This is a genomic window from Cognatilysobacter lacus, from assembly GCF_008274655.1.
In the GTDB taxonomy this organism is placed as follows: Bacteria; Pseudomonadota; Gammaproteobacteria; order Xanthomonadales; family Xanthomonadaceae; genus Cognatilysobacter; species Cognatilysobacter lacus.
The window spans coordinates 1-16,489 of record NZ_VTRV01000006.1 but is presented as its reverse complement, the minus strand read 5'-3'; the positions used below and the strand labels follow the sequence as shown (position 1 = coordinate 16,489).

At 68.1% G+C, this 16,489-nt stretch carries 16 protein-coding genes and 1 pseudogene; 6 read left to right on the top strand and 11 right to left on the bottom strand.

All coding sequences use genetic code 11. From position 1 onward, the window contains the following. Positions 1-30: 30 nt before the first annotated feature. Positions 31-939, top strand: coding sequence for a sulfate adenylyltransferase subunit CysD (gene cysD / locus FW784_RS01115; protein WP_149351513.1), 909 nt, complete (start codon positions 31-33; stop codon positions 937-939). Continuing rightward, positions 939-2,825, top strand: a complete 1,887-nt coding sequence (cysN, locus tag FW784_RS01110) for a sulfate adenylyltransferase subunit CysN (RefSeq protein WP_149351512.1) — start codon at positions 939-941, stop codon at positions 2,823-2,825. The genes cysD and cysN overlap by 1 nt, the downstream gene beginning before the upstream one ends. A gap of 79 nt (positions 2,826-2,904) precedes the next feature. On the opposite strand, the gene FW784_RS01105 is transcribed toward cysN, so the two are convergent. Both FW784_RS01105 and FW784_RS01100 read right to left on the bottom strand, forming a co-directional pair. Further along, a complete protein-coding gene (locus tag FW784_RS01105; RefSeq protein WP_149351511.1) occupies positions 2,905-3,156 on the bottom strand; it encodes a GlsB/YeaQ/YmgE family stress response membrane protein in 252 nt (83 codons plus the stop codon). 93 nt (positions 3,157-3,249) lie between these two features. After that, positions 3,250-4,740, bottom strand: coding sequence for a M20 family metallopeptidase (locus tag FW784_RS01100; RefSeq protein ID WP_149351510.1), 1,491 nt, complete (start codon positions 4,738-4,740; stop codon positions 3,250-3,252). A 187-nt stretch (positions 4,741-4,927) separates the two neighbouring features. Here FW784_RS01100 and FW784_RS01095 point away from each other — a divergent pair, with 187 nt between their 5' ends. Both FW784_RS01095 and FW784_RS01090 read left to right on the top strand, forming a co-directional pair. Next, positions 4,928-5,299, top strand: coding sequence for a ComEA family DNA-binding protein (locus tag FW784_RS01095; RefSeq protein WP_149351509.1), 372 nt, complete (start codon positions 4,928-4,930; stop codon positions 5,297-5,299). 152 nt (positions 5,300-5,451) lie between these two features. Continuing rightward, the gene (locus tag FW784_RS01090; protein ID WP_149351508.1) at positions 5,452-6,102 is read left to right on the top strand and encodes a HutD/Ves family protein; all 651 of its coding nucleotides are present in this window, start codon (positions 5,452-5,454) and stop codon (positions 6,100-6,102) included. 187 nt (positions 6,103-6,289) lie between these two features. Here the strand turns inward: FW784_RS01090 and FW784_RS01085 are convergent, their stop codons facing one another. From FW784_RS01085 to FW784_RS01055, 7 genes are all read right to left on the bottom strand, one after another. Then, entirely contained in the window at positions 6,290-6,610 is a 321-nt protein-coding gene (locus tag FW784_RS01085) for a Rieske (2Fe-2S) protein (protein WP_149351507.1), read from the bottom strand. Positions 6,611-6,612: 2 nt separating this feature from the next. Next, complete coding sequence (locus tag FW784_RS01080; protein WP_149351506.1) at positions 6,613-7,161, bottom strand: GNAT family N-acetyltransferase; 549 nt, start codon at positions 7,159-7,161, stop codon at positions 6,613-6,615. Positions 7,162-7,187: 26 nt separating this feature from the next. Then, on the bottom strand, positions 7,188-8,426 hold the full coding sequence (locus FW784_RS01075) for a cysteine desulfurase (RefSeq protein ID WP_149351505.1): 1,239 nt from the start codon (positions 8,424-8,426) through the stop codon (positions 7,188-7,190). Then, entirely contained in the window at positions 8,423-9,715 is a 1,293-nt protein-coding gene (gene sufD, locus FW784_RS01070) for a Fe-S cluster assembly protein SufD (protein ID WP_149351504.1), read from the bottom strand. Before sufD ends, FW784_RS01075 begins: the two co-directional genes overlap by 4 nt. A gap of 1 nt (position 9,716) precedes the next feature. Beyond that, the gene (gene sufC / locus FW784_RS01065; RefSeq protein ID WP_149351503.1) at positions 9,717-10,481 is read right to left on the bottom strand and encodes a Fe-S cluster assembly ATPase SufC; all 765 of its coding nucleotides are present in this window, start codon (positions 10,479-10,481) and stop codon (positions 9,717-9,719) included. Positions 10,482-10,581: 100 nt separating this feature from the next. After that, the gene (gene sufB, locus FW784_RS01060) at positions 10,582-12,030 is read right to left on the bottom strand and encodes a Fe-S cluster assembly protein SufB (protein WP_149351502.1); all 1,449 of its coding nucleotides are present in this window, start codon (positions 12,028-12,030) and stop codon (positions 10,582-10,584) included. A 9-nt stretch (positions 12,031-12,039) separates the two neighbouring features. Continuing rightward, entirely contained in the window at positions 12,040-12,498 is a 459-nt protein-coding gene (locus tag FW784_RS01055; RefSeq protein WP_149351501.1) for an SUF system Fe-S cluster assembly regulator, read from the bottom strand. 159 nt (positions 12,499-12,657) lie between these two features. Here FW784_RS01055 and FW784_RS01050 point away from each other — a divergent pair. Continuing rightward, positions 12,658-13,122: pseudogene (locus FW784_RS01050) on the top strand (SET domain-containing protein); the annotation flags it as partial. Positions 13,123-13,419: 297 nt separating this feature from the next. Further along, the gene (locus FW784_RS01045; RefSeq protein WP_235893524.1) at positions 13,420-15,690 is read left to right on the top strand and encodes a DUF5916 domain-containing protein; all 2,271 of its coding nucleotides are present in this window, start codon (positions 13,420-13,422) and stop codon (positions 15,688-15,690) included. Between the two features lie 38 nt (positions 15,691-15,728). On the opposite strand, the gene FW784_RS01040 is transcribed toward FW784_RS01045, so the two are convergent. Together FW784_RS01040 and FW784_RS14185 are read right to left on the bottom strand one after the other, a co-directional pair. After that, positions 15,729-16,169, bottom strand: coding sequence for a putative toxin-antitoxin system toxin component, PIN family (locus FW784_RS01040; RefSeq protein ID WP_149351499.1), 441 nt, complete (start codon positions 16,167-16,169; stop codon positions 15,729-15,731). A 6-nt stretch (positions 16,170-16,175) separates the two neighbouring features. After that, on the bottom strand, positions 16,176-16,489 hold a 314-nt coding region (locus tag FW784_RS14185; RefSeq protein ID WP_187770614.1), incomplete at its 5' end, for a hypothetical protein.

Genomic DNA, 16,489 nt, shown 5'->3' with positions numbered 1-16,489 from the left:
ATCGGCACGCCGACCCGCAGCAGCCCGCCGATGACCTTTCCCCGCCTCAGCCATCTCGACCGCCTCGAGGCCGAAAGCCTTCACATCCTCCGCGAGGTGGCGGCGTCGTTCCGCAATCCCGTGATGCTGTATTCGGTCGGCAAGGACAGCTCCGTTCTGCTGCACCTGCTGCTCAAGACGTTCTTCCCGGCGCGCCCGCCCATTCCGCTGTTGCACGTCGACACCGCGTGGAAGTTCCGCGAGATGATCGAATTCCGCGACCGCCGCGCCGCTGAAACGGGCGTCGAGCTGCGCGTGCACACCAATCCGCAGGGCGTGGCCGAGGGCGTCGGGCCGGTGTCGCACGGCGCCACGATCCACACCGACATCATGAAGACGCAGGCGCTGAAGCAGGCTCTCGATGCCTATCGCTTCGATGCGGCGATCGGCGGGGCGCGTCGCGACGAGGAGACGTCGCGCGCGAAAGAACGCGTGTTCTCCTTCCGCAATCGCCAGCATGCATGGGATCCGAAGAACCAGCGGCCGGAGTTGTGGAACGTCTACAACACGCGTGTGCAGCCGGGCGAATCGGTGCGCGTGTTCCCGCTGTCGAACTGGACCGAACTCGACATCTGGCTCTACATCTACCGCGAGAAGATCCCGGTGCCGTCGCTGTACTTCGCGGCGGAACGTCCGGTGGTCGAACGCGACGGGGCGCTGATCATGCTCGACGATGATCGGCTGCCGCTGCGCGACGGCGAGACCCCCACCATGCGCCGGGTCCGCTTCCGCACGCTCGGCTGCTATCCGCTCACCGGGGCGGTCGAATCGGACGCGGACACGCTCGAGAAGATCATCGCGGAAATGCTGGTTGCCACCACCTCGGAACGGCACGGCCGCGTGATCGACCACGACCCGTCCGCATCGATGGAAAAGAAGAAGCGCGAGGGTTACTTCTGATGACGCGCCTTGACGATGCGCCCGGGGCCGTGGCGGCCTACCTGGCCAGCCACGAGTCGCGCCAACTGCTGCGGTTCATCACCTGCGGCAGTGTCGACGATGGCAAGAGCACGCTGATCGGGCGCCTGCTGCACGACACGCGCGGCGTATTCGACGACCAGTTGAGCGCACTCGCCAGCGACAGCCGCCGCCACGGCACGCAGGGCGAACGCGTCGACTACGCGCTGCTGCTCGACGGCCTGGCTGCCGAGCGGGAGCAGGGCATCACGATCGACGTGGCCTACCGCTACTTCAGCACGCCCAGGCGCGCGTTCGTGGTCGCCGACTGCCCGGGCCACGAGCAATACACGCGCAACATGGCGACGGGCGCGTCCACTGCCGACGCCGCCGTCGTGCTGGTGGACGCGCGCAAGGGCCTGCTGACGCAGACTCGGCGACACAGCTACATCGTTTCGCTGCTGGGAATCCGCCACGTACTGCTGGCGGTGAACAAGATGGACCTCGTCGACTACGACGAAGCGGTCTTCGATTCGATCACCGCGGAGTATCGCGAGCTGTCGGCATCACTCGGCATCGCGCATGTCAGCGCCGTGCCGCTGTCGGCGCTGGAAGGCGACAATCTGGTCGGGCGCTCGCCGAACATGCCGTGGTACACGGGCCCCGCGCTGCTCGAGTTCCTCGAAACCGTGCCGCTCGATGCGCCGGCCATGGACCGGGGTTTCCGCATGCCGGTGCAGTGGGTCAATCGCCCCAACCAGGATTTCCGAGGCTTCTCGGGCACGGTCGCGGCGGGTGCGGTGCGGCCGGGCGACGAGGTCGTCGCGCTGCCGGCGGGACGACGTTCGAAGGTCGCACGGATCGTCACTGCCGATGGCGACATCGACGTCGCGACGCCGGGCAGGGCGGTCACGCTGACACTGGCCGACGAGCTCGACATCAGCCGCGGCGACGTCATTGCCGGCGCCCACGACGCGCCCGAAGTGAGCGACCAGTTCGCGGCGCACCTGCTCTGGTTCGACGTGCAGCCGCTCCTGCCGGGCCGGCCGTACTGGCTGAAGATCGGGGCGCGCGAGGTCGGCGCCAGCGTCACCGAGATCAAGCACAAGGTCGACGTGAACACGCAGGAGCCGCTCGCGGCAAAGCACCTCGAAATGAACGAGGTCGGGTACTGCAATCTGTATCTCGACCACCCCGTGCCATTCGAGGCCTACCGCGACAGCCGCGAGATGGGCGCCTTCATCCTGATCGACCGGCATACCAACGCGACCGTCGGCGCGGGCACGATCGATTTCGCGCTGCGTCGTGCGGCCAACATCCACTGGCAGCACATCGAAGTCGACAAGGTCGCGCGTGCGCGCATCAAGGGCCGGTCGCCGCGCTGCATCTGGTTCACCGGATTATCCGGCGCGGGCAAGTCGACGATCGCGAACCTCGTCGAAAAGCGCTTGCATGCGCTCGGCCTGCATACGTACATCCTCGACGGCGACAACGTGCGTCACGGCCTCAACAAGGACCTAGGGTTCACCGACGAGGACCGCGTCGAGAACATCCGGCGCGTCGCGGAAGTCGCGAAGCTGATGACGGATGCGGGGCTGATCGTGCTGGTGAGCTTCATTTCCCCGTTCCGTTCCGAACGTCGCCTGGCGCGCGGCCTGTTCGACGATGGCGAATTCATCGAGGTATTCGTCGACACGCCGCTCGAACTCGCCGAGTCGCGCGATGCGAAAGGGCTCTATGCGAAGGCGCGCGCCGGTCGCATTCCAAACTTCACGGGGATCGACTCACCCTACGAGGTGCCCGAGAACGCGGAGATCGTGCTGGACACGTGTTCCGCGTCGCCCGAGGCGCTGGCCGAACGGGTGGTGCAGCGGCTGCTGGACCGCTGAGCGGACGACTGCCGACCCCGTCCAAGGCGCGAGCGTGTCAGGGCACACGACGGCCTAGGTTGGCGAAGCAGGCGCCAGTTCAATCGCGCGGCGGTCGCGGCCGCTTGAACACGCCCTGGTAGACGATCAGCAGGATCACCGCCGTCGCGATCGCGACCACCCACGACATCGCGCCGCTGCCGGGCATCAGCGTGCCGGCGATCGCGGCGCCGGCGGCGCCGATCAGGATCGTCATGATCAGGCCGACGTTCTCGGGGCCCGGCTTCACGATGCGTGCCAGCACGCCGACGATCGCGCCGCCGATCAGGTAACCGAAGAATCCATGGAACATCGCGGGTCTCCTATGGGCACGCCGATGCTCGCGGCGACGTCGTAAGCGCGCTGTGCAAGCCGCGCCTGGTACGCCGCGTCGCGGTTCAGTCGGTCAGCAGCAGCCGTGGTCGCCGCGATGCTCGCCGCCAGCGACCGCCGCAACGCCGGTCGTTTCGCCGCGTGCAGAGGCCAGCGCATGCCGGTGGACCACATGCGAGACGCACGCGGTGACGCGCTTGCCCATGGGGATGTGCAGGAACTCGTTCGGCCCGTGTGCATTGCTGTGCGGCCCGAGCACGCCCGTGATCATGAACTGCGCGCCCGGGAACTTCTCGCCGAGCATGCCCATGAACGGAATGCTGCCGCCTTCGCCCATGTACATCGCCGGCTCGCCGAAGAAGGCGCGGCTCGCTTCGCCGATCGCTGTGTCCAGCCACGGCGACAACGCGGGCGCATTCCAGCCGGAGCTCGCCTTTTCCAGTTCCAACGTCACGTGCGCACCGTACGGCGGGTTGGCGGTGATGGCTTCTTCCAGCAACTCGCCCGCGCGCTTGCCGTCGAGCGTCGGCGGCAGGCGCAGCGACAGCTTCACGGCAGTGAACGGGCGCAGCACGTTGCCGGCCGATTGCAGCGACGGCAGTCCGTCGGCACCGGTCACCGACAGCGCCGGCCGCCAGGTGCGATTGAGCACCAGTTCCGTCAGGTCGTCGCCCATCGGCGACATGCCGTCCATGAACGGAAACTTGTCGTACACGGCGGCGCCGAGCACGCGCGCCGCCTCCTGTGCCTGCGCCATGCGCTCGGCGGGCACTTCGACATGCATGCCGTCGATGAGGATGCGGCCGGTCGTCGCGTCCTCGATGCGCGACAGCAGCTCGCGCAGGATGCGGAAGCTCGACGGCACCACGCCGGACGCGTCGCCCGAGTGCACGCCCTCGTGCAGCACGCGCACCGTCAGGTTGCCGCCGGCAAGGCCGCGCAACGACGTCGTGCACCAGAGCTGCTCGTAGTTGCCGCAGCCCGAGTCGAGGCAGACGACCAGCGATGGCTTGCCGATGCGGGGCGCCAGGTGGTCGACGTAGGCCGGCAGGTCGTAGCTGCCCGATTCCTCGCAGGCCTCGATCACCACGACGCAGCGCGCATGCGGCAGGCCCTGCTCGCGCAGCGCCATGATCGCGGTGAGCGAACCGAAGATGGCGTAGCCGTCGTCGGCGCCGCCGCGACCGTACAGCCGGTCGCCCTTGATCACCGGCGTCCACGGGCCGAGGTCGTCGTCCCACCCGGTCATCTCGGGCTGCTTGTCCATGTGCCCGTACAGCAGTACGCAGTCGTCCGCGGGGCCGCCATTCGCGGCCGGGATCTCGATGTAGATCAGCGGCGTGCGGCCTTCCAGGCGCACCACCTCGAGCACCATGCCGTCGATGGCCTGGGCGCGCGCCCAGGCCACCATCTGCGCGACGGCCTTGTCCATGTAGCCGTTGGCGACCCAGTCCGCGTCGAACATCGGGGACTTGCAGGGGATACGGATGTAGTCGACGAGTTGCGGGACGATTTCGTCGTCCCACTTGCGCGACACGAATGCTTCGACGCGAGATGCGTCCATGGGGCCTCGGGGGGAGGTGAAAGGCGGTCGACGATTCTACCGCCCGGCGTGTGTCGGACTTTTCCTACGTCACGGCACGGAGAATCCCGCCGCCGCCCGGGGTGCCTGCCGATCGCGGCGGCCGCGGCCGATCCGGAGACTTTCCCTCACCGGCCGACACGGCCACGCCACCGACAAGGACCCCGTCATGAACCTTTCCCGCCTCCTGCAGACCGTTGCGCTGTCCCTCGCCCTGACCGGCGCCGCCGTCGCCGCCGTGCCCGTCGCCCGGCCCGTCGCGCGTCCGACGGCCGCGGTGGAGCGCGTCAACATCAACGTCGCCGACGCCGGCACGCTTGACCGCGTGCTGACCAACATCGGCCCGGCCAAGGCCCAGGCGATCGTCGCCTACCGCAAGACGAACGGCCCATTCCGCAGCATCGACCAGCTGGCGCTGGTGAAGGGCATCGGCGTCAAGACGATCGAGAAGAACCGCGACCGCATCGTGCTGGGCAACGTCGCGGCGGCGCGACCGGTGGCCGCGCGCATGCCGGCCCGGGGCGCGAGCCTCGCCCGCTGATCGACGAACACCGGCCGCACGGACAACGGCCGGCGGGCATGGATGCCTGCGAACCGGGGACGGACCCCGACAGGGATGTAGGCCGCCGGTGGGCTTGGAGCCCGCCGGCGGCCGTTGCCGTCGTGCCGCGCGCGCGACGGCATACTCGGCAAATGTCGATGCCGTCGCCCGCCATGCCGCGATCCCGCGTGGTCCCGTCCTACGAGTACCGTCGCACGCGCTGGAAGAACGGCGCCGGATGGACCCGCGAGATCCATGCCGAGCCGGCGGGCGGCGAGGATTGGGACTGGCGCCTGTCGATCGCGGAGGTCGGTGCCGATGGCCCGTTCTCGACGTTTGCGGGCGTCGATCGCGAGCTCGTGCTGCTGTCGGGCGAGGGCATGCGCCTGCGTTTCGACGACGGCGCGACGGTCGACGTGCTTCCGCCGCACGGCCGCCATCGATTCGCGGGCGAGGTGCCGGTACACGGCGAGCTGGTCGCCGGGCCCACGCACGACTTCAACCTGATGTGGCGTCGCGACCGTTTCGACGCGGACCTGTGGCGCCGGCCCGTCGTTGGCGCGATGGTGGTGTTTGCCGAGCCCGGAAGCACCTGGGTCGTGCACCTGCTGGCGGGCCACGTGCGTTTCGCCGATGCGAGCGGGCTGCCGGGCCTCGCGATGGGCGACACCGCGATCCTGCAAGCCGGCGACACGCGGCTCCGCCATGTACTCGACGGCGGCGGGGAGGCACTGGTGATCCGCCTCGTGCCGCGCGCCGTGGCCTCGCACCCCATGTTGGAGCTCGCGCCTCGCGAGCCGTGAGGCGGGGGTATTGGGTTTGAGCCGGCAGCGAGCCGTCAGCGCAGCCAAGCCTCGCGCTGGCCAAAACGCCCGGCGCTGCTTCGGCTCGCGCTTGTCGAACCGCGAGGGTCCCGTGCGCGCCGCAGCGTCGGGCGAGTGAAGTTCGAAATGACGATCGCCGGGCCGGCTGGTCGTCGCGCCGCCGCGCTCAACGGTCGTCGCGAGTCCAGACGTCGCCGTCGACCACCTGCACAGGGAAGCTCGTCACCGGTACGTACGCGGGGCCACACAGTGCGTGGCCGCTCCGGAGGTCGAAGCGTGCGCCGTGCAGCACGCACTCGACGCTGCCCTCGACCGCGTCGACCGAGCCGGCCGACAGCTCGAAATCCTCGTGCGTGCAGCGATCCTCGACGGCATACAGGGCGCCGTCGAGGTTGACCACCAGGATCGGCGTATCGCCGTCCCACGCAACACGGCTCTCGCCCGGGAGCAGGTCGGCGAGCGCACACACGCGTGTCCAGCCCTGCATGCTCAGGTGTCCTGCGTGGAGGAGAGGGTGGACGCTTTTTCCAGCACTTCGAAGCGAAGATCGTCGCGCCGCGGCTCGCCGAAGCGTTCGTCCCCGTAGGGAAACGGCTTGTGCACGCCGGTGCGTCGATAGCCGCGCCGCTCGTAGAACGCGATCAGTTCGTCGCGCACGTCGATGACCGTCATGCGCATCACGGGGAGGCGCCACCGTTCGAATACCGTTTGCTCGGCCCGGGCCAGCAGCTGCTTGCCCAGCCCGGCACCCTGAAGCGTTGGTTGCACCGAGAACATGCCGAAGTAGCCGCCACCGTCTTCTTCGGCCACGTGCGCGCAACCGACGATTCCGCGGCCCGGCGCCTCCGCCAGCAGGATCACGCTGCGCGGCCGGTCGATGCACGCCCTTACGTCGGCAGCGCCGGTTCGACGGCCGTCGAGGAGGTCGGCTTCCGTGGTCCAGCCTGCGCGGCTGGGTTCGCCGCGATAGGCCGATTCCACGAGCGCGACAATCGCGTCGACATCGGGCTGCGCGGCCGGGCGGAAGCGGAAGTCCATGGTTCGGTCCGTGGGTGAACTTGGCGTCAGCCGAGCAGGCGACGGACCTTCACCAGCGCTGCGGCGAAGGTGTCGATCTCGGCGTGGGTGTTGTAGAAGGCGAACGACGCACGGCAGGTGGCGGCCACGCCGAACGCCCGCATCAGCGGATGTGCGCAGTGCTGGCCCGAGCGGACCGCGACGCCTTCGAGGTCGAGCAGCGTCGCGAGGTCATGCGCATGTGCGCCGTCGACGACGAAGCTGACCACCGCGGCTTTCTCGCGCGCGCGGCCGAGGATGCGGACGCCATCGATCGACGACAGCGCTTCCGTTGCATGTGCAAGCAACTCCTTCTCGCGCGCCTCGATCGCCGCCATGCCGACCGACGACAGGTAGTCGACCGCGGCGCCCAGGCCCACGAACCCGGCGATATTCGGCGTGCCGGCCTCGAAGCGGTGCGGCGGATCGTTGTACACGGTGCCTGCGAAGCTGACCTCGCGGATCATCTCGCCGCCGCCCAGGAACGGCGGCATCGACTGCAGGTGCTCGCGGCGTGCCCACAACGCGCCGGTGCCGGTCGGGCCCACCATCTTGTGGCCGGTGATCGCGTAGAAGTCGCAGCCGATGGCCGCGACGTCGAGCGCGCGATGCGGTGCGGCCTGCGAACCATCGATGACGGTGACGATGCCGCGGCGGCGCGCTTCGCGGCAGATGTCGCGCACCGGGTTGACGGTGCCGAGCACGTTCGAAACGTGCGCGACGCCCAGCAGCTTCACTTCGGGCGTGAGCAGCGCATACAGCGCATCGAGGTCGATGTCCCCGCGATCATCGAGCTCGGCCACCCTGATCACGGCGCCCGTGCGCTCGGCGATGATCTGCCAAGGCACGATGTTCGCGTGGTGTTCCATGCGCGTCAGCACGATGGCGTCGCCGGGCTTCAGCCGCGGCAGCGCCCAGCTGTAGGCGACGAGGTTGATCGCGAACGTCGTGCCGCTGCACAGCACGAGCTCATCGGCACGAACGTTGAGGAACGTGGCCAGCTTCCTGCGCGCGCCTTCGTAAGATTCGGTCGCTTCCGCACCAAGGGTGTGAACGGCACGGCTGACATTGGCGTTATGCAGGCGATAGAAATCGTCGACTGCGTCGATGACGGCGGCTGGCTTCTGCGCGGTGTTCGCCGAGTCGAGATAGATGAGCGGCTTGCCGTGGACCGTGCGCTGCAGCAGCGGGAAGTCCGCGCGAACGCGAGCCCAGTCGATGGCGGCCGCCGTCGGGATCGCGGTCATGTGGCTTCGATCCTGGCCAGCGCGGCGTCGAGCCGCGCCGCGAGGCGCTCGCGCGTCGGGCCGTCCGCAAGCACCGTGAGGCTCTCGCGGCAGAACGCGGCGGTGAGCAACTCGCGCGCCTCGGGTGCCGGAATCCCGCGCGAACGCAGGTAGAAGAGCGCCGTCGGGTCGAGCTGGCCGACCGTGGCGCCATGCGCGGCCTGCACTTCGTCCGCATGGATCACCAGGACCGGCTGCGAATCGATCTCGGCAGCGTCGGACAACAGCAGGTTCTTGTTCGACAGCGAAGCCGCAGTGCCGTCGGCGCCCTCGCGGATCAGGATCCCGCCGTGGAACGCAGCACGCGAGCGCCCGGCGGCCAGACCGCGCCACGTGAGTTCGCACGTGCCGTCGCGCCCGGCATGGTCGAGGCCGATGCGTGTGTCGAGATGGCGACGTGCGGTCCCCAGCAGCACGCCATTCGCGCGGACGCGGGCGCGCTCGCCGGGCAGCGCGATATCCAGTTCATGACGCGACAGGCCCGCCCCAAGCTCGAGGTCGAGGCGGTCATACACGGCATCGTGCGCGAGCACGGCATCCGTGCGCGCGAACAGCTGCGCGCCGTCGGATTCGTCCTGCACGCGGGCATGCACAAGGTGCGCGCCCGCAGCCAGCCGGATGTGCGCGACCGACGTGGCGAGATTCGCATGCGGAGCGCCACCGACCACGTGTTCGACGACCTCGAGTCGCGCGCCCTCGCCGAGATCGACCAGATGGCGGAGGTGGGACGCGACGTCGCCCGCAGCAGGCGCACCGATGACGACGACGTTCAGCGCGTCGGGGCTGCGAACGCCCGGCTTGGCGCGGATCAGCGCGCCGTCGCTGAACAGCGCGGCATTGAGACGTGCGAACGGTCGGTCCTCAGGCTCCACCTCGGTGTCGAACGCGGCGCCTTCGATCGCAGCGCCGCGCGCGAGCACGGCCGTGACCGGCTCGAAGTCCACGCCAGCGGGGAGTCCGTCGAAGTCGCTCAGCGATTCGGCGAAACGCCCGTTGACGAAGGCGATGCGCGGTGCCGGGATCCCGGCGATCCACGCATCGTCTAGCAAGCCCGGTGCCGTCGCGGGCGAGAACTCGCGACGCTCCAGCGAACGCAGGCTCGTGTATTTCCATGATTCGACGCGCGGCCCGGGCAGGCCGTCGCGGCGCACCGCGGCAAGCGAGGAGCGGCGAGATTCGCCCAGGCCGCCGGCGTCGCGCTGCGGCAGCATGTCGAAGGCGGCGGTGAGCGAATCGAGCAGGGCGCTCATGTCAGGCATCGACCCCGGGTGCCACGCGATCCTTGAGCCACGCGTAGCCGTGCTGTTCGAGTTCCAGCGCCAGCTCCGGGCCGCCGGTTTCGACGATGCGGCCTTCCGCTAGCACGTGCACGACATCGGGCCGGATGTAGTCGAGCAGGCGCTGGTAATGGGTGATAACCAGGAATGCGCGATCGGGCGAACGCAGCGCGTTGACACCGTGCGCGACGGCTTTCAACGCATCGATGTCGAGGCCGGAGTCCGTCTCGTCCAGGATTGCGAGCCTCGGTTCGAGCAACGCCAGCTGGAAGATCTCGTTCCGCTTCTTCTCGCCGCCGCTGAAGCCTTCGTTGACGCCGCGATGCAGGAGTTCGTCCTTCAGGTGCAGCACCGCCAGCTTCTCGCGCACGCGCTTGAGGAACTGCATGGAGTCCAGTTCTTCCTCGCCGCGCGCCTTGCGCTGCGCGTTGAGCGCCGTGCGAAGGAAGTAGGTGTTGTTGACGCCCGCGATCTCGACGGGGTACTGGAACGCGAGGAAGACGCCGCTCGCGGCGCGCTCTTCCGGCGCCAGCGCGAGCAGGTCGTGACCGTCGAATTCGACGGTTCCCTCCGTGACCTCGTAGCCCTCGCGCCCGGCCAGGACGTTGCCCAAGGTCGACTTGCCCGCGCCGTTCGGGCCCATGATCGCGTGCACTTCGCCGGCAGCCACTTCCAACGTGAGGCCGCGCAGGATCTCGTTGCCGGCGACGCGGACGTGGAGGTTTTCGATCTTCAGCATTCTTGTGTCCCGTTGGGGTCGGCGCATTCGTCGGCGCGCCCGATGTGTTGCCGCTGCGAGCCGCGCATCGCGGCCTGCGCGGAGTTTCCGGTGCGCGGGATCAGCCCACCGCGCCTTCAAGGCTGACTTCGAGCAATTTCTTGGCTTCCACCGCGAACTCCATCGGAAGTTCGCGGAACACGGACTTGCAGAACCCGTCGACGATCATCGACACCGCGTCCTCCTGCGTTATTCCGCGTGACCGGCAATAGAACATCTGGTCGTCGCTGATCTTCGACGTGGTCGCCTCGTGTTCGACCTTGGCGCCCGCATTGCGCACCTCGATGTACGGGAACGTGTGGGCGCCGCACTTCTTGCCGATCAGCAACGAGTCGCACTGCGTGTAGTTGCGCGCGTCCTCGGCGGATCGTTGCACGCGCACGAGGCCGCGATAGGTGTTCTGACCGCGGCCGGCGCTGATGCCCTTGCTCACGATCTTGCTCTTCGTGCGCTTGCCGATGTGGATCATCTTGGTGCCGGTGTCGGCCTGCTGCCGGTGATGGGTCAGCGCCACCGAATAGAACTCGCCGACCGAGTCGTCGCCGATCAGCACGCAGCTTGGATATTTCCAGGTGATCGCCGACCCCGTCTCCACCTGTGTCCAGCTGATCTTCGACCTTGCACCGCGGCACTCGCCGCGCTTGGTCACGAAGTTGTAGATGCCGCCGACGCCGTTCTCATCGCCGGGATACCAGTTCTGCACGGTGCTGTACTTGATCTCGGCGCCCTCGAGCGCAACAAGCTCGACGACCGCCGCGTGCAGCTGGTTTTCGTCGCGCATCGGCGCCGTGCAGCCTTCGAGGTAACTGACGTAGGCAGCGTCCTCGCAGATGATCAACGTGCGCTCGAACTGGCCGGTGTCGCTGGCGTTGATGCGGAAATACGTCGACAGCTCCATCGGGCAGCGAACGCCCTTTGGGATGTAAACAAAGCTGCCGTCGGAGAAGACGGCGGCATTGAGCGCGGCGAAGAAATTGTCGCTGGCCGATACGACGCTGCCCAGATACTGGCGGACGAGATCCGGATGCTCGCGGATCGCTTCGGACATCGAACAGAAGATCACGCCCTTTTCGGCCAGTTCCTTGCGGAACGTGGTGCCGACCGAAACCGAATCGAACACCGCGTCGACGGCGACGCCGGCGAGCCTTGCTCGCTCATGCAACGGCACGCCGAGTTTGTCGTAGGTATCGAGCAGTTCCTTCGGCACGTCGTCGAGCGACTGGTACTTCGGGCCCTTTGGCGCCGAGTAGTAACTCAGCGCCTGGAAATCGATCGGCGACAGCTCGAGCTTCGCCCAGTGGGGCGCGGTCATGGTCAGCCAGTGGCGATATGCGGCGAGCCGCCATTCGGTCATCCACTCCGGCTCCTCCTTCTTGGCGGAGATCGCGCGCACGATGTCCTCGCCCAGGCCGACCGGGAACGTGTCCGACTCGATATCGGTGACGAAGCCGGCTTCGTAGCGGCGCCCGAGTTGCTGGTGGATCTCGGCGTTGGCGATCTGTTCGGTCATGGCGTTACCTCAGGCGCTCGCAAGCCGCAGGTCGATGCGGCGCGTCGCGCGCGGATCGGGTTCAGGTTCGGGATCGAGCATGTCCTGCAGCGAGATGCCCTGCAGCGCCTGCACGATCACGTCGTTAACGCGCCGCCAGTTGCGACGCATGCCGCACGACGACTCGAGCCCGCAGTTGCCGTCGTGGACGCTGCAGTCGGTCACCGCGAGCGGGCCTTCCATCGCCTCGATTACCTCGATCAGCTTCACGTCGACCGCGGGTCGAGTCAGCCGATAACCGCCGTGCGCCCCGCGGAAACCCTCCACCAGGCCGGCCTGCGCCAGCGGCTTCAACACCTTGCTGACGGTGGTGGCTTCAAGCCCCGCCTGCTCGGCGATATCCGACGCGCTGAGCACTTCACCGGCCGATGCGGCAAGCACGGTGAGCACCACGGCGGCGTAATCGGTGAGTCGGGTAATGCGCAGCATCGGCTGGCCTTTTTCCCGGGAGTTTAATCGGGACCGATATTGTACGATTTATCCGCCAGGCCTGCCATGTGGCGGCGGCGAGGGCGCGCGTTCACGTGGATGGATGACCGCGGGCTGCGGTCACGGCAGAATGCGGCTCCCCATCAGCCGGTCCACCGCATGCCCAGCAAGGTCGTCGCCCGCCGCTCCGCCATTCACGGCACGGGCGTGTTCGCCATCGCCCCGATCGCCAAGGGCGAGCGGATCATCGAATACCGGGGGCAGCGCCGCACGCATGACGATGTCGACGCCGGCGACGAAGGCTCGGCCGAATCGGGGCACACGTTCCTGTTCACGATCAACGACGAGTTCGTGATCGACGGCGCCCGCCGCGGCAACATCGCCAAGTGGATCAACCACAGCTGCTCGCCCAACTGCGATTCGCTGATCGAGGAAAGCGAGGGCGACGACCGCTCCCGCGATCGCGTCTTCATCGAAGCCAAGAAGGCGATAAAGGTGGGCGAGGAGCTCACGTACAACTACGGCATCACGCTGGGCGAGGCGCACACCGCGCAGCTGAAGAAGATCTGGGGCTGCCGCTGCGGTTCGCGCAACTGCACCGGCACGATGCTGCAGCCCAAGCGCAAGCCGGCGCCAGCCGCCAGGGCGCTGAAGAAGGCAGCAAAGAAGACCGCGCCGAAGGCGACGAAGAAGCTCGCAAGGAAGGCTGCGACGAAGGTCGAAAGCGGTGCCGCCACGAAGCGCCGGGCAACCGAGCGTGGCCGGTCGGTCACCAAGGCCTCGCGCAGGTCCGCCTGATCGCGCCCGGTCGAAACGGGGACGCCCGTCGTCCCCGGCCATGACCTACGACCCTCGGCCGCGTCGCAGCGCCGAGCGTACGCTGCGGCCTCTGTGGGCGCCGTGCCCCACCGGACCCACCGCATGCCCCCCCTGTTCCGCGCAATGCTCGCGCTTGCGCTGCTCGTCCCGCTTCCGTCGCTAGCCGCCGTCCCCGTGAAGGTCGACGGCCGCATCGACACGGCCGAGTGGGCGGATGCCCGCCACGTCACCGATTTCCGCCTGACCCAGCCGCTTTCGCGCGAACCCGCGCCGTACCCGACCGAAGCCTGGATCAAGGCCACGCCTGAAGGGCTCGCCGTCGCGTTCCACAGCGTCCAGCCGCCCGGCATCGAGCGCCGACGCCAGCGCAGCCAGCGCGACCAGGGCGGACAGGTCGATCGCGTCAACCTGTATGTCGACTTCGACGGCGACGGCCGCACCGGCTACAACTTCATGGTGTCGCTGTCGGACAGCATCGAGGACGGCACGATCACCAACGAGAACCAGTTCAATCACGACTGGGACGGCAACTGGCGCCACGCGGTCAGCGAGGACGCCTCGGGCTGGTCGGCGGAGATCCTGGTGCCCTGGTACATCGCGCCGATGCAGAAGACGCAGGCGGACACGCGCCGCATCACCGTGCAGCTCGATCGCGTGGTGGGCGTCACCGGCGAACGCATGGCGTGGCCGGCGGTGAGCTACGCCGACGCGCGCTACCTCTCCGCGTTCCAGCCGATCGAAGTGCCGAAGTACAGCCAGTCGCTGCTCGCCGTCACACCCTTCGTGGTGGGCGTGTTCGACAACGTCGCCCATCGCGCGAAGGTGGACGGCGGCGCGGACGTGTTCTGGAAGCCGAACGGGCAGTTCCAGCTGTCGGCGACGCTCAACCCGGATTTCGGGCAGGTCGAGAGCGACCAGCTGGTGGTCAACTTCGGCGCCGTCGAAACGTTCTTCAGCGACAAGCGCCCGTTCTTCACCGAGAACCAGAGTTTCTTCGACGTCCCGTTCGGCTCGCTCAACACCGCGAACCGGCTGATTTACACACGGCGGGTCGGCGGCGCGCGCGACGACAACCAGGGCGCGGGCGACGTGACGGCGGCGGTCAAGCTCAATGGCAGCGCCGGCGGCACGACGTATGGCGTGTTCGCCGCAACGGAAGCCGATGAGGTCGGTCGCGATTTCTATGCGCTGCGCGCAACGCGCGACATCGGTTCGCAGGGCTTCGGCGCGATGGTTACGCGCGTCGACCGCCCGTACCTTGACCGCGTGGCCACCGTCGGCGAGTTCGATCACCGGTGGACGCCGTCGTCGGCGTTCACCGTCAATTCGACGATCGTGGGCTCGACGGTCGACCAGGCGGGCCGCGGGATCCGCGACACCGGTGCGCAGGTGAGGGTGGACGACGAACTTGGCGGCGGCCGTCGCCAGCAGCTCTACCTGCTCCACCTGGGCGACCACCTGCAGCTCAACGATTTCGGTTATCTCGAGCGCAACAACTTCAATTACGCGCGCTACGAATATTCACGACGCTTCACCAACCTGCCGGCTTCGTCGATGTATGCGAGCCACCAGTGGCGAGCCGCCGCGTCCCGTCGCAGCAACGACCACGGCCTCCTGATCGCCAACGCGGTCGCCGTGTCCCGCTCGAGCGAAACGCGCGACGGCGGCACCGAATACGCCGAGTTCTCCGCCTTCAGCAGCGGCAACGATGACCTAGTCACCCGCGGCCACGGTGCGGTGCGCATGCCCGTGCGTCCGTCGTTCTTCTACGAGCGTGACCTGCCGCGGCGCGGGCGCTGGGGCTTTTACGGCAACCTCAACTATGCGGTCGACGGCCTGGGCGACTGGCGCCAGGGCCGCGTCTCGACCGAGCTGAGCACGCGCTATTTCGTCAGCGACAGCGCGAACGTCGGCCTGACGGTGTCGGTGCAGCACAATCCCGAATGGCTGCTTTGGCGCGGCACCACCGGCGGCGGCCCCGCGTCGCTCGCCTCCTATCGCTCGAACCAGGTGTTCGTATCGGCAGCAGGCACCTGGCTGATCGGATCCAAGCAGGAATTGCGCGTCAAGCTCGAAGCGATCGGTCTCGACGCCAAGGCACTTCGGTCGTACGACCTCGGCGCCGACCGGCGCGTGATTCCGGTGGCGCGCCGCCACGACGACTTCGGCCTCGACAACCTCGGGTTCCAGGTGCGGTACCGCTACGAACTCGCGCCGCTGTCCGACCTGTACATCGCCTACGTGCGCGGCGGCAGCCTGTTCGAGGAGCAATTCGACGGCCAGTTCCGTGCGGAGGACGAGCTGCGCGATTCGTTCCGGTTGCGTGACAGCGAACAGTTCCTGGTGAAGCTGGCGTACCGGTTCGACATCTGACCTGTCACGCGCGGCGCCGAGGTCGGACGCGCGAGGCGCTAGCGGACGTCGGGCGCCAGCGCGCTCCGCCAACCGGCAGGCTCGATGATCGCGAAGCCGTAGTCGCGCCCCATGCGCCGCGACATGCCGAGCAGTGCGGCGTCGCGCGTGACCAGTGCGGTTGCCCGCGCGGCCACGGCAATTTCCAGGAACATCTGGTCGTCGGCATCGGGGCAGCGCGGCAGCTGCATCGACGGTACGTCGATCGTGTGGGCAAGCCGCACGGCTTCGGCGAGGTGGGCGGCAGCGCACACCTCGTCGAGCCGCAGGGCGTCGTAGCGCAGCACGCGCGCGAGTTCCGCGAGTGCGCGCGGATCGGTCGCGAGGCGCAACGTCGCGTCATCGACGGCGCCGGCAAGCCCGTCCAGCAACGGGTCGCGAAACACCAGCAGGTCGAGCCACGCGTTCGTATCGAGCACGAGCGTGGGAGGAGCCTCCATCCGGCGTCAGGGGGACGCGTCGCGCACGATGGCGGACATGATCTGCCAGTCGCCGGATGCGTTGCGCTGCACCGTGTAGGTCGCCATGAGGTGTCGCGCGCTGCCGTCGTCGGCCTTGCCGCGGACCTGCACGGGCACCGCGACGCGTCCGCCTGCGTCGGTGGTGGGCGCGCCTACGCCGATGTCGAAAGGCGTATTGCGCGAGAGCTGGAGCACGGCGGAGTCGTTCGGCGTGGTGGACCAGAGCGCCTGGCCCTTCGCGAGCTCGCCGGCGCCCAGCGACGCCATGTACTGCGTGACGAGATTCGCGGCAGCTGCGG

What these genes read in the sequence shown, in the direction of transcription:
- FW784_RS01080 (WP_149351506.1), bottom strand. Translation starts at nt 7,161, where the DNA reads ATGGACTTCCGCTTCCGCCCGGCCGCGCAGCCCGATGTCGACGCGATT.
- sufB (WP_149351502.1), bottom strand. Translation starts at nt 12,030, where the DNA reads ATGACCGAACAGATCGCCAACGCCGAGATCCACCAGCAACTCGGGCGC.
- FW784_RS01105 (WP_149351511.1), bottom strand. Translation starts at nt 3,156, where the DNA reads ATGTTCCATGGATTCTTCGGTTACCTGATCGGCGGCGCGATCGTCGGC.
- FW784_RS01100 (WP_149351510.1), bottom strand. Translation starts at nt 4,740, where the DNA reads ATGGACGCATCTCGCGTCGAAGCATTCGTGTCGCGCAAGTGGGACGAC.
- FW784_RS01090 (WP_149351508.1), top strand. Translation starts at nt 5,452, where the DNA reads ATGTCGATGCCGTCGCCCGCCATGCCGCGATCCCGCGTGGTCCCGTCC.
- cysN (WP_149351512.1), top strand. Translation starts at nt 939, where the DNA reads ATGACGCGCCTTGACGATGCGCCCGGGGCCGTGGCGGCCTACCTGGCC.
- FW784_RS01075 (WP_149351505.1), bottom strand. Translation starts at nt 8,426, where the DNA reads ATGACCGCGATCCCGACGGCGGCCGCCATCGACTGGGCTCGCGTTCGC.
- FW784_RS01040 (WP_149351499.1), bottom strand. Translation starts at nt 16,169, where the DNA reads ATGGAGGCTCCTCCCACGCTCGTGCTCGATACGAACGCGTGGCTCGAC.
- FW784_RS01085 (WP_149351507.1), bottom strand. Translation starts at nt 6,610, where the DNA reads ATGCAGGGCTGGACACGCGTGTGTGCGCTCGCCGACCTGCTCCCGGGC.
- FW784_RS01095 (WP_149351509.1), top strand. Translation starts at nt 4,928, where the DNA reads ATGAACCTTTCCCGCCTCCTGCAGACCGTTGCGCTGTCCCTCGCCCTG.
- FW784_RS01055 (WP_149351501.1), bottom strand. Translation starts at nt 12,498, where the DNA reads ATGCTGCGCATTACCCGACTCACCGATTACGCCGCCGTGGTGCTCACC.
- FW784_RS01045 (WP_235893524.1), top strand. Translation starts at nt 13,420, where the DNA reads ATGCCCCCCCTGTTCCGCGCAATGCTCGCGCTTGCGCTGCTCGTCCCG.
- sufC (WP_149351503.1), bottom strand. Translation starts at nt 10,481, where the DNA reads ATGCTGAAGATCGAAAACCTCCACGTCCGCGTCGCCGGCAACGAGATC.
- cysD (WP_149351513.1), top strand. Translation starts at nt 31, where the DNA reads ATGACCTTTCCCCGCCTCAGCCATCTCGACCGCCTCGAGGCCGAAAGC.
- sufD (WP_149351504.1), bottom strand. Translation starts at nt 9,715, where the DNA reads ATGAGCGCCCTGCTCGATTCGCTCACCGCCGCCTTCGACATGCTGCCG.